Origin of the sequence: Pseudarthrobacter sp. fls2-241-R2A-127 (assembly GCF_030209355.1) — a bacterium.
Taxonomy (GTDB): Bacteria; Actinomycetota; Actinomycetes; order Actinomycetales; family Micrococcaceae; genus Arthrobacter.
This window is the reverse complement of the sequence record NZ_JARVSF010000010.1, coordinates 15,903-28,417: the sequence shown is the minus strand read 5'-3', so window position 1 is coordinate 28,417 and position 12,515 is coordinate 15,903. Positions and strand designations below refer to the sequence as shown.

Below are 12,515 nucleotides of genomic sequence, written 5' to 3'. Positions count from 1 at the left end.
TAACAAAACACATACGTGCTCCGGGGTCGGTGTAAGTCCGAACCGGCGGTGACAGTCCGCGACCCGCGAGCCGGTGCCCTTTCACGAGGACCCGGCAGACGGTTGAACCGGTGGAATTCCGGTACCGACAGTTAAAGTCTGGATGAGAGAAGCACGTACAGCTGTATCTGCGGGCCTTTGGGCTCCGCAGCGTTCTGCTGTCGTACCCCCGGAGCCATCGCGGTTCGAGAGGGAAGGAACGACACGAATGAACCCCCAGCGATGGCTCTTAAACGCCGCAAGTCCTGCTGCTTCCACGGCAGGCACCAACTCCCCGACGGCCGCCGCATGAGCGGCGCAGTTGAACTGAAACCCGCCGCAGGGGTGGTCACTGCCTTCAGCGCCGATGAAATCCGGGCCATGGAGGAAGCGCTCGAGGCAGCCCTGCAGGGTCCGCGGGGCGCCAACCCCCTCGTGGGTGCCGTCGTGATCGGCCCCGATGGCCGCCACCTGGTCACCGGCCACCACCGCGGCGCCGGCACCGCCCACGCCGAAGCCGACGCCATAGCCCAGGCAGCCGCCGTCGGCCTTGACCTCTCCGGCTGCACCATGGTGATCACGCTCGAACCCTGCAACCATGTGGGCCGCACCGGGCCGTGCACGGAAGCGATCATCGCCGCTGGGATCACCGACGTGGTCTACGCCATCGATGACCCGCACGACCCCGCCGCCGGGGGAGCGGCCACCCTCCGCAACGCCGGGGTAAGTGTCCGCAGCGGCCTTGGCGCCGAGGAAGCGCTGGACCTGAACCGCCAATGGTTTGAAGCCGTCGCGGCCAAACGTCCCTTCGTCACGCTGCACATCGCGCAAACCCTGGACGCCCGGATCGCCGCGGAAGACGGCACCAGCCAGTGGATCTCCAGCCCGGAATCGCTGGCCGACAACCACGGCATCCGCGGCCGCATCGATGCCATCCTGGTGGGCACGCAGACCGTGCTGGTGGACAACCCCCGCCTGACTGCCAGGAATCCCTCAGGCGGCCTCGCCGCCAAACAGCCCGTGCGGGCCGTCATGGGGCTCCGGGACATTCCCTGCGACGCCGCAATCCGCGGCGACGACGGCCTGGCCACCCACCTGCCCACGCGCGACCCCGACGAAGCCCTGTCCATGCTGTACGACGCAGGCGCCCGGCACATCATGGTCGAAGGCGGATCACGGATCCTCAGCACGTTCCTCTCGGCCGGGCTGGTGGACGAACTGATCATGTACCTCGCCCCCACCCTCCTGGGATCCGGCACCCCGGCCCTGGACGGGCTGGGCATCACCACCCTCGCCGACGCCCAGCAATGGGAATGGGATGCTTCCGACGGTGGCGCCGTACGGACGCTCGGCCGGGACCTGAGACTTCACCTAAGACCGCAACGCAGAGTTGCACTGGACCACCAACCAACCCGCGGTACCGCGGAGCAAGCCCAGGGAGGCCGCTGATGTTCACCGGAATTATTGCCGAGCAGGGGCAGGTGCTGTCAGTGGAACGCGACGGAGACACCAGCGCCACCGTCCGGCTGCACGCACCCGGGTCCACGGAGGGCCTGGCACTTGGCGGTTCGATCGCCGTCAACGGGGTCTGCCTCACGGCCACCGCCATTGACGGCAAGGACTTCAGCGTCGACGTCATGGGAGAGACCCTGGTCAGGAGCACCATCGGCGAACTCGCCGCGGGCGACTCCGTCAACCTGGAACGCTGCGTCCCCGCCGGCGGCCGCCTGGACGGGCATGTGGTGCAAGGCCACGTGGACGGCGTAGGGGTGCTGCTGGAACGCGAGCCCCAGGGCAACTGGGAGCGGCTGCGCTTCGGGGTGCCCGCCAACCTGGCCCGCTACATCGCAGAAAAAGGCTCCATCGCCATCGACGGCGTCTCCCTCACCGTGACTGCCGTCAGCCCGGCGGCCGAGCAGGAACCCTGGTTTGAGGTGGGCCTCATTCCCACCACGCTGGCGGAGACCGGGCTGGGCACCAAGCACACCGGCAGCCGGGTGAACCTCGAGGTCGATGTGCTGGCCAAGTACACCGAACGGCTGCTGGCCTTCCGGGAACCGGGCGCTGCAGCCGGGGCCGGCGAAACCGCCATCGCAGGAGACGCACGGTGAACGCCGCAGTGCGCCTGGACACCGCCGTCGAAGGAAACCCGGCGGCCGGCCGGCCCGTGGCCCAGGCCCCGGCGCCGGGGAAAGCCCTGGACCCGATCGAGGACGCCGTGCGCGCCATGGCCGCCGGCCGTCCGGTGCTGGTGGTGGACAATGAAGACCGCGAGAACGAAGGCGACATCATTTTCGCGGCCCAGCACGCCACGCCGGCGCTGATGGGCTGGACCATCCGCTACAGCTCGGGCGTGATCTGCGTGCCGCTGACAGGCGCCCGTGCCGATCAGCTGGAGCTGCCTCCGATGACGGCGGTCAACCAGGATGCGAAGGGCACCGCCTACACGGTGTCCTGTGATGCCGCCACCGGTGTGAGCACCGGCATTTCCGCGACGGACCGTGCGCTGACGGCCCGCATCCTGGCGGACCCGCACGCCGTCCCGGCCTCCGTGACCCGTCCGGGGCATATTTTCCCGCTCCGTGCGGTTGAGGGTGGTGTGCGGGAACGCCAGGGCCACACCGAGGCCGCGGTGGACCTGTGCCGCCTTGCCGGCCTGGAGCCGGTCGGGGTGATCGCGGAAGTAGTGTACGACGACGGTGAAATGATGCGCCTGGACGGTCTCAGGACGTTCGCGGCGGACCACGGGTGTCCGCTGATCTCGATCGAGGACCTGGTGGCGTATCTTGAAGCCGGGGCCGGGGCCGGGGGAACCCAGCGCGAGGAGGTCCGGGTAACGCCGGGCGTAGAGAAGGAGAAGCCATGACGGCATCGGCAGCCAGAGACGACAGCCACGAGGACGGCCACAGGGACCACCACCCGGTACCCGGAGCCGGGACCTATCCCGTCAGCGGAGGTCCCGTTGTGCAACTGCCCACCGCCTTCGGCGACTTCGTGGCCCAGGCATGGACCGACCTCCTCACCGGAGTGGAACACCTCGCCGTCAGCTCGCCCAACGCCCCCACCGACGGCAAGGCCCCCCTGGTGCGGCTGCACTCGGAGTGCCTCACCGGAGACGTCTTCGGATCCTATCGGTGCGACTGCGGGGAGCAGCTCGCGTTCGCGCTGGAACTGATCCGGGACAACGGCGGCACGCTGCTCTACCTGCGCGGCCAGGAAGGCCGCGGCATCGGCCTTGCCAACAAGATCAAGGCGTACGCGCTGCAGGAAGCGGGCTTCGATACCGTGGAAGCCAACGAACAGTTGGGCCTGCCGGTTGACGCGCGGTGCTACAAGGCCGCGGCGCAGATCCTCGCTGAAATGGGCCTGCACGAGGTCCGGCTGCTGAGCAACAACCCGGACAAGCAGAACAGGCTGGCCCAGGCGGGCGTCAAAGTGGTGGAAATGGTCCCCACGGAGGTTCCCTCCCGCGAGCAGAACATCCGGTACCTGCGCACCAAGAAGGACCGGATGGAGCACCGGCTCCTCCTGGACACCGATGTGGCCTCCGTGCCCGTCACAGCCCCCGAATCCCTTTACGACCACGAACAAGACTGAACGGAACACAACACACCCATGAGCGGACACGGCGCCCCCGACATCGACCTCAGCACCCTCAACCCTGCTGAGACCTCACAGCTGAAGCTGGCAATCATCGCAGCCAGCTGGCACACCCAGATCATGGACGGCCTCCTGGACGGCGCGCTCCGGGCAGCCAAGGACGCCGGCATCGCCGAGCCCACTGTCCTGCGGGTTCCCGGCAGCTTTGAGCTTCCCGTAGCCGCCGCACGCCTGGCACCGCACTTTGACGCCGTGGTGGCCCTCGGCGTCGTGATCCGCGGCGGCACGCCGCACTTCGACTACGTCTGCCAGGCCGCGACGTCGGGCCTTACCGACGTCAGCGTCGCCACCGGCGTGCCGGTGGGCTTCGGCGTGCTCACCTGCGACAACGAACAGCAGGGCCTGGACCGCGCCGGACTGCCCGGCTCCAAGGAAGACAAGGGCCACGAAGCCGTCACCGCCGCCCTGGCCACGGCCTTGGTCCTGAAGCAGTACGCGTAGTACGGGTACCCGGCGTGACGGGCGCGGTGTGTATTCGCTCACATCGCGCCCGTCATGGAACGGCCCGGGAAGCGCCCGTGCGGCCGCAGCAAGTAGGCTGGAGGGCGTGAAGAATTTCGAGACGCTGTTCGCTGAGCTCAGCGAGAAGGCAGCCACCCGTCCGGAAGGCTCCCGTACCGTCGCAGAATTGGAGTCCGGTGTTCACGGCATCGGCAAGAAAGTCGTTGAGGAAGCAGCCGAAGTATGGATGGCTGCCGAATATGAATCCGATGAAGCCGCGGCTGAGGAAATTTCCCAGCTTTTGTACCACCTGCAGGTTCTGATGCTCGCCAAAGGCCTGACCCTGGAAGACGTCTACAAGCATCTGTAGCCACCGGTCCGGCGCCTGCCGCCGGGCCCGCTGTGGCCTGCATTGCCTGAAAACCCAGACCTTCCACCCCAGAAAGAATTCCCCATGCTGCGAGTAGCCGTCCCCAACAAGGGCTCCCTGTCCGAAGCCGCCTCCGCCATGCTCTCCGAAGCCGGATACCGCCAGCGCCGCGACAGCCGCGAACTGGTCATGGTGGACCCGGACAACGACATCGAGTTCTTCTTCCTCCGCCCCCGCGATATTGCGGTCTACGTGGGCCAAGGAACGCTCGACGTCGGCATCACCGGCCGCGACCTGCTGCTGGACGCCGAAGTGGAAGCCGAAGAGCTGCTGCCACTTGGATTCGCCGCCTCCACCTTCCGGTTTGCCGGTCCCGTGGGCGATTTCAGCTCAGCCGCCGAGCTCGAGGGCAAGCGCCTGGCCACCAGCTACGACGGACTGCTGCGCAACTACCTCGCTGAACGCGGCATCAACGCCAAGGTGGTCCGGCTCGACGGCGCCGTCGAGTCCTCCGTCCGGCTAGGCGTCGCTGACGCCATCGCCGACGTCGTCGAAACCGGCAACACCCTCAAGGCCGCCGGCATGGAAATCTTCGGCGACCCCATCCTGAAGTCCGAGGCCGTCCTGATCCGCCGCACCGGCAACGGCGGCGCCGCCAACGGCACGGCCAAGGAAATCGAGGTGCTCATCCGGCGCCTCCAGGGCGTCCTTGTGGCCCGCCAGTACGTCCTGATGGACTACGACATCCGCAAGGAACTCGTGGAGAAGGCCGCCGGCCTGACCCCCGGCCTCGAATCGCCCACGGTTTCGCCGCTCCGGGACTCCGACTGGGTGGCCGTCCGGTCCATGGTTCCCAAGAAGGAAACCAACCGGATCATGGATGAACTGTACGACCTCGGCGCCCGCGCCATCCTGGTCAGCAGCATCCACGCCTGCCGTATCTGACGCCTCCGGCGCAGCGCACGGTCCAGGCCCCGTTCACCAGACCGCAGAATTCCAGGAGTTCCCATGGCAGTAGCAGTACGTGTCATTCCCTGCCTCGACGTCGATGCCGGGCGCGTCGTCAAGGGCGTCAACTTCGAGGGCCTCCGCGACGCCGGTGACCCCGTGGAACTGGCCCACCGGTACGACAAAGCGGGCGCCGACGAACTCACCTTCCTCGATGTCACGGCCTCCTCCGGGAACCGCGAGACCACCTTCGACGTGGTCCGCCGCACCGCCGAGGAAGTGTTCATCCCACTCACCGTCGGCGGCGGCGTCCGGGGCGTGGCCGAGGTGGACAAGCTCCTGCGTTACGGTGCTGACAAGGCCTCCATCAACACCGCAGCTGTGGCGCGGCCGGACGTCATCGACGAGATCACCCGGCACTTCGGGTCCCAGGTGCTTGTTTTGTCCGTGGATGCCCGCCGCACCCGCCCGGGCTCCCAGCCCACGGCGTCGGGGTTTGAAGTGACCACCCACGGCGGCCGCACCGGCACGGGCATAGACGCCATCGCGTGGGCGAAGGAAGCGGCTGACCGGGGAGTGGGGGAGATCCTGCTCAACTCCATCGACGCCGACGGCACCAAGGACGGCTTCGACCTCGAACTCATCAAGCTGGTCCGGGCCGCCGTCAGGGTTCCGATCATCGCCTCCGGCGGGGCAGGGGAACCAGCGCATTTCCCGCCGGCCGTCGCTGCCGGCGCGGATGCCGTGCTGGCAGCATCAATCTTCCACTGGGGCCCGGATGACATGATGTCCCAGGTCAAGGACGCCATCCGGGCGGCAGGCTTCGAAGTCAGGTAGTCGCATGGCCAAAAGCAAAGCCAGGTCACTGTGAGTGACCTGGCTTTACCTTTAAAGGCCTACTTCGGCTGACTGGAGGAGGGCGACGGCGTCGGGCTGGCCTTCGAAGGTGACCAGGGCATGGCGGGTGCGGCCATGGGCGTGCATCAGCAGTTCGCCCGGCTCACCGACGATCGCCACCGATACAGGCGCCCGCTTGGCGACGTGGCGGGGACCGGACGGACGGACCAGCACGATGCCAAGGTCCACGCCGCGGTACAAGATCGCGGCACGCTTGACCAGTTCGTCCCAAAGCGCATCCGAGTACGCCTCGTCCAGGGCCCGTGGCGCCCACCGGTCCACTGCGCGGCGGACATCCTCGGTGTGCACGAAGTATTCGATCAGGTTGGCGCTTTCGTCCAGGGCCTTGATGCTCATCGGCGAAAGCGCAGGAGGCCCGGCCCGGAACGTGTTGACCAGCCGGGCGTAGTCCTCGGTGGTGGTCAGCTTTGCCGCAAGTTTGGCGGTGGCCTGGTCGGAGGCCTTGGCCAGGCTCTTGATGATCAAACCTAGCCCCACAGCGGCCTTCCGCTCCCGCAAGTAGAGGTGCGCGGCAAGGTCCCTGGTGCGCCAGCCCTTGCATAGCGTGGGCGCATCAGGGCCGGCCGCAAGCAGGGTCTCGGCCAGGACTTCTCGGGACGGTTCGACGAAATGCATCACTTGTGAAACTAGCACGAGAGCCGCGAAGTTGGGCAGCATCGCACCGCCCGGTGGCGTGCCGTTGTTCACATCGGGAGTGTGGCCGCCAAAGGCACTAGACTTGACCCGATGTCTGAGCAGCCAACCCCCGCCCAAACCGCCGGATCCGACGAATCCCAGGTACCGTCGTCGTCCGCTGAATCTGCCCCGGCAACCCCCGCCGCGGGCCCGCTTCCCGCCGAGGTGGCAGCCGCCCTCAAGCGCGACGCCGCCGGCCTGGTGGCAGCAGTGGTCCAGCAGTTCGACACCAACGAGGTCCTGATGCTCGGTTGGATGGATGACGAGGCACTGCACCGGACCATGACCACCGGACGCGTGACGTTCTACTCGCGGTCACGCCAGGAGTATTGGCGCAAGGGCGACACCTCCGGGCACGTCCAGTGGGTCAAATCAGTTGCCATGGACTGCGACGGCGACGCACTGCTGGTGCGCGTCGACCAGGTCGGCGCCGCCTGCCACACCGGCACCCGCACCTGCTTCGACGGCAGGGGCCTCACCGTCGTCACGGGCCAGGCAAGCTAGGCCGGACCGGTTGCCGGGCCCGGCGTCCCATCCGGCCGCGGCCAACCCCCAGCAAGCACACTCAAGGTGTCCGGCACGGCCGGCCCTTTCGAAGAACAGGCGGACAAGCATAGCCATGCAGGACCTTGGAACCATCAGCCCAAGCCTCGAGGAATTCCGGGAGCTCGCCGGCCACAGCCGCGTCATCCCCGTCAGGCTCAAGGTGCTGGCTGACGCCGAAACACCCATCGGCCTGTACCGCAAGCTCGCGCAGGGCCAGCCCGGAACTTTCCTGATGGAATCCGCGGCCGTGGGCGGCGCCTGGTCCCGCTACTCCTTCATCGGCGCCCGGTCCCGCGCCACCTTGACCACCAAGGACGGACAGGCCCACTGGCTGGGCGAACCGCCCGCCGGTGTCCCGGTGAGCGGCAGCCCCGTCGATGCCGTCCGCGATACCATCGACGCCCTCCGCACCGACCGCTTCGACGGACTCCCGCCCTTCACCTCCGGCCTGGTGGGGTTCCTGGGCTGGGAAACCGTCCGGCACTGGGAACGGCTGGTCAGCCCGCCCGAGGACGACCTGCAGCTGCCGGAGATGGCGCTGAACCTGGTCACCGACATGGCCGTGCACGACAACGTTGACGGCACGGTCCTGCTTATTGCCAACGCCATCAACTTCGACAACAGCTCCGAGCGCGTGGATGAGGCCTGGCACGACGCCGTCGCCCGGGTCAAGGAACTCCTGGCAAAGATCAGCGCCCCCGTGCCGCAGCCAGTCTCCGTGCTGGAACCTGCGGCACTGGATTTTGCGTCCAGCGTCCAGGAACGCTGGGATGAGGCCGAGTATCTGGCCGCGCTGGACCGCGGCAAGGAAGCCATTGTGGACGGCGAGGTCTTCCAGGTGGTGATCTCGCGCCGGTTCGAAATGGAATGCCGGGCTTCGGCGCTGGACGTGTACCGCGTACTGCGAAACACCAACCCCAGCCCCTACATGTACATCTTCAGCCTGGCCGACGCCGAGGGCCGTGAGTACTCCATCGTGGGATCCTCGCCCGAAGCCCTGGTCACGGTCACCGGTGAGGAAGTCATCACCCACCCCATCGCCGGATCCCGTCCACGCGGGAAGACCGTGGAAGCGGACAAGGCCCTCGCCGAGGAACTGCTCGCGGACCAGAAGGAACGTGCCGAGCACCTGATGCTGGTGGACCTCTCCCGCAACGACCTCTCAAAGGTCTGTGTGGCGGGCACCGTGGACGTCACCCAGTTCATGGAGGTGGAGCGTTTCAGCCACATCATGCACCTGGTGTCCACCGTGGTGGGCCGGCTGGCGCCGCAGGCCAAGGCCTACGACGTCCTGAAGGCGACCTTCCCGGCCGGTACCCTGTCCGGTGCGCCCAAGCCCCGCGCCCTGCGGCTCCTTGACGAACTCGAACCGCACCGCCGCGGCATCTATGGCGGCGTGGTGGGGTACCTCGATTTCGCCGGCGACATGGACATGGCCATCGCCATCAGGTCGGCGCTGATCCGCGACGGCCGGGCGTACGTCCAGGCCGGCGGCGGGATCGTGGCTGATTCCGTGAACCCCACGGAGGCCCTCGAGACCGTCAACAAAGCCGCCGCCCCGCTTCGCGCTGTCCACACGGCCGGTTCCCTGCACAACATCTCCGCGGAATCACTCCCCGGCCGGGCGGAGCAGTAATGGCTGACTCGGGATTGGCTGCCGGCAGCACGGGAAAAGTTGGCAGGACCGGGAAGACCCGGATCACGCCGGTATGGGCCCGCAAGTCCACGCTGGTGCTTCTGATCACGGTCGTGGCCCTGGCCGCATTCGGCACCACAACCCAGACGTGGATGACCGCCACCCTTGATCCCAACCAGGCAGGCGCCGCACAAAGCGTCCTGCCCGTGCAGGGGAGCAAGGCGGCCACCACCGTCACCGCCCTGGCCCTGGTGGCCCTCGCGGGCGGACTTGCCGCGTCCATCGCCGGCAGGATCGCCCGGTGGGTCATCACAGCCATCATCGTCCTTGCCTCGGCCGGCGTCGTGACCGCTGCCGCCACCGTCCTCGCTGATCCGCTGGCAGCGGCGCAGGGCAGCATTGCCACCGCTACCGGTGTCTCCGGCAGCCAGGCACACGTCGAGCTCACCGCTTTCCCGGCCCTCGCCGTCGTCGCCGGCTGCCTCCTGGCCCTGGCCGGCCTGCTGATCATTCCCGCGTCACGGCATTGGAAGGCGCGCACCAAATATGACGCGCCGGCCGCCACGGGGTCGGCCGCCCCGGCCGGACCTGTGGACGAGATCGACAGCTGGGACCGGCTCTCGCGCGGCGACGACCCCACCTGAGCGCTGCCGCAGCCGGCGCCGGAACCGGCAGGACGCCTCGCGGTACGCGGGCGGCAGCCAAAAAATGGCAGAATGTAAGCAGTATCCATCCTGAGGAGATTTCCATGAGCAAAGCACCTGCGTCCGTTTCCACGTCAGGCACCCGCACGGTAGCCCCCGGCGTCATTGACCACAGCCAGGAACTTGGCCACGGCAACAGCCCGGCCGCCTGGACCTGCGTCATCGTCATGCTCGTCGGCGCACTCATCGCAGCCATCGCGTTCGTTATCGCCAGCACCCCCATCTTCATCGGCGGGGCCGTGGTCATGGTGATCGGATTGATCCTCGGTTACGTCATGCGCAAGGCAGGCTACGGAGTCGAAGGCAGCAAGCTGAAGAACTCCGGCCACTGATGGCAACTGTTCTCGACGACATCAATGCCGGTGTCCGGGAGGACATGGAGGCCAGGAAGCGGCTCGTTTCACTGGCTGAGCTGAAGGACCGGGCCCGGGCAGCCGCGCCCGCGCGCGACGCCTGGGCGGCACTCGGCGGCACCTCCCCAACCCGGGAACAGCTCAAAGTCATCGCGGAAATCAAGCGCCGCAGCCCCTCCAAGGGAGACCTCGCCAGCATTGGGGATCCGGCATCGCTCGCCAGGCAGTACGCCGACGGCGGCGCGGCCGTCATCAGCGTCCTCACCGAACAGCGCCGCTTCAACGGGTCGCTGGCCGATCTCGATGCCGTGCGCGCCGCCGTCGACGTCCCGCTGCTTCGCAAGGATTTCACCCTTGACGAGTACCAGATCTGGGAAGCCCGTGCCCACGGCGCCGACCTCGTCCTCTTGATCGTTGCCGCACTCTCCGACGCCCAGCTCACCGAGTTCAGTGCCCTCAGCGCCGAACTGGGCATGAACGTGCTCGTGGAGACGCACACCGAAGAGGAGATCGAGCGTGCCGTGGCGGCCAACGCACGGATCATCGGCGTCAACGTGCGCAATTTGAAGACGCTCGACGTCGACCGTTCAGTGTTTGCTTCACTGGCGGGCCTGATCCCCGGCGAGGCAGTGGTGGTCGCCGAATCGGGCGTCCGCGACGCCGACGACGTCACGCATTACGCCGCGAGCGGCGCCAACGCCATACTGGTGGGCGAAGCCCTGGTGAGCCACGCGACTCCCAGGGAACGACTCGCCGAATTCACTGCCGCCGGTGCCGCCGCGATCGCAACGCGCCGCTGACGGCACCAGGCACACCCTGCATTGCGGGGCCGGCCGGTGCCGGCCGGTTCCGCAATGCAACCACCGATCCGGCCCAGGCCGGGACAGCACACTTTGACCGATCAACTTGGAACAGGACGGGACTGATGGCCGACGCACCCTCAGGGAACGCTGAGAACAACACCGCCGAAGCATTCCTGCAGGGCGGATCCCTCCGCCACGCGCCGGGGCCGTACTTCGGCAGCTACGGTGGCCGGTGGATGCCCGAGTCCCTCATCGCCGCCCTGGACGAACTTGAGGAAACGTTCAACAAGGCCAAGGACGATCCCGAATTCCGGGCCCAGATTGCCGACCTGAACAAGAACTACTCCGGCCGGCCGTCGCTGCTCACCGAAGCGAAGCGGTTCTCCCAGCATGCGGGGGGAGTGCGGGTGTTCCTCAAGCGCGAGGACCTGAACCACACGGGTTCGCACAAGATCAACAACGTCCTGGGCCAGGCACTGCTCGCCAAACGGATGGGCAAGACCCGGATCATCGCCGAAACCGGAGCCGGCCAGCACGGCGTGGCCAGCGCCACCGCGGCCGCCCTCATGGGCATGGAGTGCGTGGTGTACATGGGCGCCGAAGACTGCCGCCGGCAGGCCCTGAACGTTGCCCGGATGGAGCTCCTTGGGGCCACGGTGATCCCGGTAACCAGCGGATCGCAGACTCTGAAGGACGCCATCAACGACGCCCTCCGGGACTGGGTGGCCAACGTGTCCAACACCCACTACCTGCTCGGAACCGCTGCCGGGGCCCACCCGTTCCCCGCCATGGTCCGCTACTTCCACGAGGTGATCGGGGACGAAGCCCGTGCCCAGATCCTGGAACAGGAAGGCCGGCTCCCCGACGCCGTCTGTGCCTGCATCGGCGGCGGATCCAACGCCATCGGCATCTTCCACGGCTTCCTTGATGACCCTTCCGTGAAGATCTACGGCTTCGAGGCCGGCGGGGACGGCGTGGAGACCGGCCGGCACGCCGCCACCATCTCCCTGGGCAAGCCCGGGGTCCTGCACGGCGCCCGCTCTTACCTGATGCAGGACGACGACGGACAGACCGTCGAATCGCACTCCATCTCCGCAGGCCTGGACTACCCCGGGGTCGGACCGGAACACTCCTACCTCTCGGACATCGGCCGGGTCAGCTACGAGCCCATCACCGATACCGAAGCCATGGAAGCCTTCCGCCTCCTGTGCCGGACCGAAGGCATCATTCCCGCCATCGAGTCCGCCCATGCTCTGGCCGGCGCGATCAAGGTGGGCCAGCGGCTTGCCGCCGAGGACCCAGCCACCGCAGCGGAGAAGATCATCATCGTCAACCTTTCCGGCCGCGGCGACAAGGACGTGGCCACCGCAGCCGAATGGTTCGACCTGCTGGACAAGAATTCCGCCGAATCGGAAATCGGCAAAGAGGGGGAGCAGCTGTGAA

The 12,515-nt window shown here is 67.4% G+C and carries 15 protein-coding genes and 1 riboswitch; of the genes, 14 read left to right on the top strand and 1 reads right to left on the bottom strand.

Annotated elements, in window-relative coordinates; genetic code table 11:
• The first annotated feature begins 11 nt into the window (after nucleotides 1-11).
• A riboswitch (FMN riboswitch) is annotated at nucleotides 12-159 on the top strand.
• A gap of 168 nt (nucleotides 160-327) precedes the next feature.
• The 8 genes from ribD to hisF all read left to right on the top strand — a co-directional run bounded on the left by ribD (nucleotide 328) and on the right by hisF (nucleotide 6,274).
• Entirely contained in the window at nucleotides 328-1,467 is a 1,140-nt protein-coding gene (ribD, locus tag QRN53_RS08310) for a bifunctional diaminohydroxyphosphoribosylaminopyrimidine deaminase/5-amino-6-(5-phosphoribosylamino)uracil reductase RibD (RefSeq protein WP_285243540.1), read from the top strand.
• Nucleotides 1,467-2,129, top strand: coding sequence for a riboflavin synthase (locus tag QRN53_RS08305; RefSeq protein ID WP_285243539.1), 663 nt, complete (start codon nucleotides 1,467-1,469; stop codon nucleotides 2,127-2,129). Before ribD ends, QRN53_RS08305 begins: the two co-directional genes overlap by 1 nt.
• Nucleotides 2,126-2,884, top strand: a complete 759-nt coding sequence (gene ribB / locus QRN53_RS08300; protein ID WP_502934833.1) for a 3,4-dihydroxy-2-butanone-4-phosphate synthase — start codon at nucleotides 2,126-2,128, stop codon at nucleotides 2,882-2,884. The genes QRN53_RS08305 and ribB overlap by 4 nt, the downstream gene beginning before the upstream one ends.
• A complete protein-coding gene (gene ribA / locus QRN53_RS08295; protein WP_285243538.1) occupies nucleotides 2,881-3,615 on the top strand; it encodes a GTP cyclohydrolase II in 735 nt (244 codons plus the stop codon). The genes ribB and ribA overlap by 4 nt, the downstream gene beginning before the upstream one ends.
• Nucleotides 3,616-3,633: 18 nt before the next feature.
• Nucleotides 3,634-4,119 (top strand): 6,7-dimethyl-8-ribityllumazine synthase, encoded by a 486-nt coding sequence (gene ribH / locus QRN53_RS08290; RefSeq protein ID WP_285243537.1) that lies wholly within the window; start codon nucleotides 3,634-3,636, stop codon nucleotides 4,117-4,119.
• A 106-nt stretch (nucleotides 4,120-4,225) separates the two neighbouring features.
• A complete protein-coding gene (locus tag QRN53_RS08285; RefSeq protein ID WP_009358176.1) occupies nucleotides 4,226-4,489 on the top strand; it encodes a phosphoribosyl-ATP diphosphatase in 264 nt (87 codons plus the stop codon).
• Nucleotides 4,490-4,573: 84 nt separating this feature from the next.
• A complete protein-coding gene (gene hisG, locus QRN53_RS08280) occupies nucleotides 4,574-5,434 on the top strand; it encodes an ATP phosphoribosyltransferase (RefSeq protein WP_285243536.1) in 861 nt (286 codons plus the stop codon).
• A 63-nt stretch (nucleotides 5,435-5,497) separates the two neighbouring features.
• On the top strand, nucleotides 5,498-6,274 hold the full coding sequence (hisF, locus tag QRN53_RS08275) for an imidazole glycerol phosphate synthase subunit HisF (protein ID WP_285243535.1): 777 nt from the start codon (nucleotides 5,498-5,500) through the stop codon (nucleotides 6,272-6,274).
• Nucleotides 6,275-6,325: 51 nt separating this feature from the next.
• Here hisF and QRN53_RS08270 read toward each other — a convergent pair whose 3' ends face one another.
• Complete coding sequence (locus tag QRN53_RS08270; RefSeq protein ID WP_285243606.1) at nucleotides 6,326-6,970, bottom strand: TIGR03085 family metal-binding protein; 645 nt, start codon at nucleotides 6,968-6,970, stop codon at nucleotides 6,326-6,328.
• 111 nt (nucleotides 6,971-7,081) lie between these two features.
• Here QRN53_RS08270 and hisI point away from each other — a divergent pair, with 111 nt between their 5' ends.
• From hisI to trpB, 6 genes are all read left to right on the top strand, one after another.
• Nucleotides 7,082-7,534, top strand: a complete 453-nt coding sequence (gene hisI / locus QRN53_RS08265) for a phosphoribosyl-AMP cyclohydrolase (RefSeq protein WP_285243534.1) — start codon at nucleotides 7,082-7,084, stop codon at nucleotides 7,532-7,534.
• A 115-nt stretch (nucleotides 7,535-7,649) separates the two neighbouring features.
• Complete coding sequence (locus QRN53_RS08260; protein WP_285243533.1) at nucleotides 7,650-9,212, top strand: anthranilate synthase component I; 1,563 nt, start codon at nucleotides 7,650-7,652, stop codon at nucleotides 9,210-9,212.
• The gene (locus tag QRN53_RS08255) at nucleotides 9,212-9,856 is read left to right on the top strand and encodes a Trp biosynthesis-associated membrane protein (RefSeq protein ID WP_285243532.1); all 645 of its coding nucleotides are present in this window, start codon (nucleotides 9,212-9,214) and stop codon (nucleotides 9,854-9,856) included. The genes QRN53_RS08260 and QRN53_RS08255 overlap by 1 nt, the downstream gene beginning before the upstream one ends.
• A 104-nt stretch (nucleotides 9,857-9,960) precedes the next feature.
• Nucleotides 9,961-10,248, top strand: a complete 288-nt coding sequence (locus QRN53_RS08250; RefSeq protein WP_285243531.1) for an HGxxPAAW family protein — start codon at nucleotides 9,961-9,963, stop codon at nucleotides 10,246-10,248.
• The gene (gene trpC, locus QRN53_RS08245) at nucleotides 10,248-11,069 is read left to right on the top strand and encodes an indole-3-glycerol phosphate synthase TrpC (protein ID WP_285243530.1); all 822 of its coding nucleotides are present in this window, start codon (nucleotides 10,248-10,250) and stop codon (nucleotides 11,067-11,069) included. Before QRN53_RS08250 ends, trpC begins: the two co-directional genes overlap by 1 nt.
• Nucleotides 11,070-11,194: 125 nt before the next feature.
• A complete protein-coding gene (gene trpB / locus QRN53_RS08240) occupies nucleotides 11,195-12,514 on the top strand; it encodes a tryptophan synthase subunit beta (RefSeq protein WP_285243529.1) in 1,320 nt (439 codons plus the stop codon).
• The last annotated feature ends 1 nt before the right edge of the window (nucleotide 12,515 follow it).

What these genes read in the sequence shown, in the direction of transcription:
- QRN53_RS08260 (WP_285243533.1), top strand. Translation starts at nt 7,650, where the DNA reads ATGCAGGACCTTGGAACCATCAGCCCAAGCCTCGAGGAATTCCGGGAG.
- QRN53_RS08255 (WP_285243532.1), top strand. Translation starts at nt 9,212, where the DNA reads ATGGCTGACTCGGGATTGGCTGCCGGCAGCACGGGAAAAGTTGGCAGG.
- QRN53_RS08305 (WP_285243539.1), top strand. Translation starts at nt 1,467, where the DNA reads ATGTTCACCGGAATTATTGCCGAGCAGGGGCAGGTGCTGTCAGTGGAA.
- trpB (WP_285243529.1), top strand. Translation starts at nt 11,195, where the DNA reads ATGGCCGACGCACCCTCAGGGAACGCTGAGAACAACACCGCCGAAGCA.
- QRN53_RS08270 (WP_285243606.1), bottom strand. Translation starts at nt 6,970, where the DNA reads ATGCATTTCGTCGAACCGTCCCGAGAAGTCCTGGCCGAGACCCTGCTT.
- hisF (WP_285243535.1), top strand. Translation starts at nt 5,498, where the DNA reads ATGGCAGTAGCAGTACGTGTCATTCCCTGCCTCGACGTCGATGCCGGG.
- ribA (WP_285243538.1), top strand. Translation starts at nt 2,881, where the DNA reads ATGACGGCATCGGCAGCCAGAGACGACAGCCACGAGGACGGCCACAGG.
- ribH (WP_285243537.1), top strand. Translation starts at nt 3,634, where the DNA reads ATGAGCGGACACGGCGCCCCCGACATCGACCTCAGCACCCTCAACCCT.
- QRN53_RS08250 (WP_285243531.1), top strand. Translation starts at nt 9,961, where the DNA reads ATGAGCAAAGCACCTGCGTCCGTTTCCACGTCAGGCACCCGCACGGTA.
- ribD (WP_285243540.1), top strand. Translation starts at nt 328, where the DNA reads ATGAGCGGCGCAGTTGAACTGAAACCCGCCGCAGGGGTGGTCACTGCC.
- hisI (WP_285243534.1), top strand. Translation starts at nt 7,082, where the DNA reads ATGTCTGAGCAGCCAACCCCCGCCCAAACCGCCGGATCCGACGAATCC.
- hisG (WP_285243536.1), top strand. Translation starts at nt 4,574, where the DNA reads ATGCTGCGAGTAGCCGTCCCCAACAAGGGCTCCCTGTCCGAAGCCGCC.
- trpC (WP_285243530.1), top strand. Translation starts at nt 10,248, where the DNA reads ATGGCAACTGTTCTCGACGACATCAATGCCGGTGTCCGGGAGGACATG.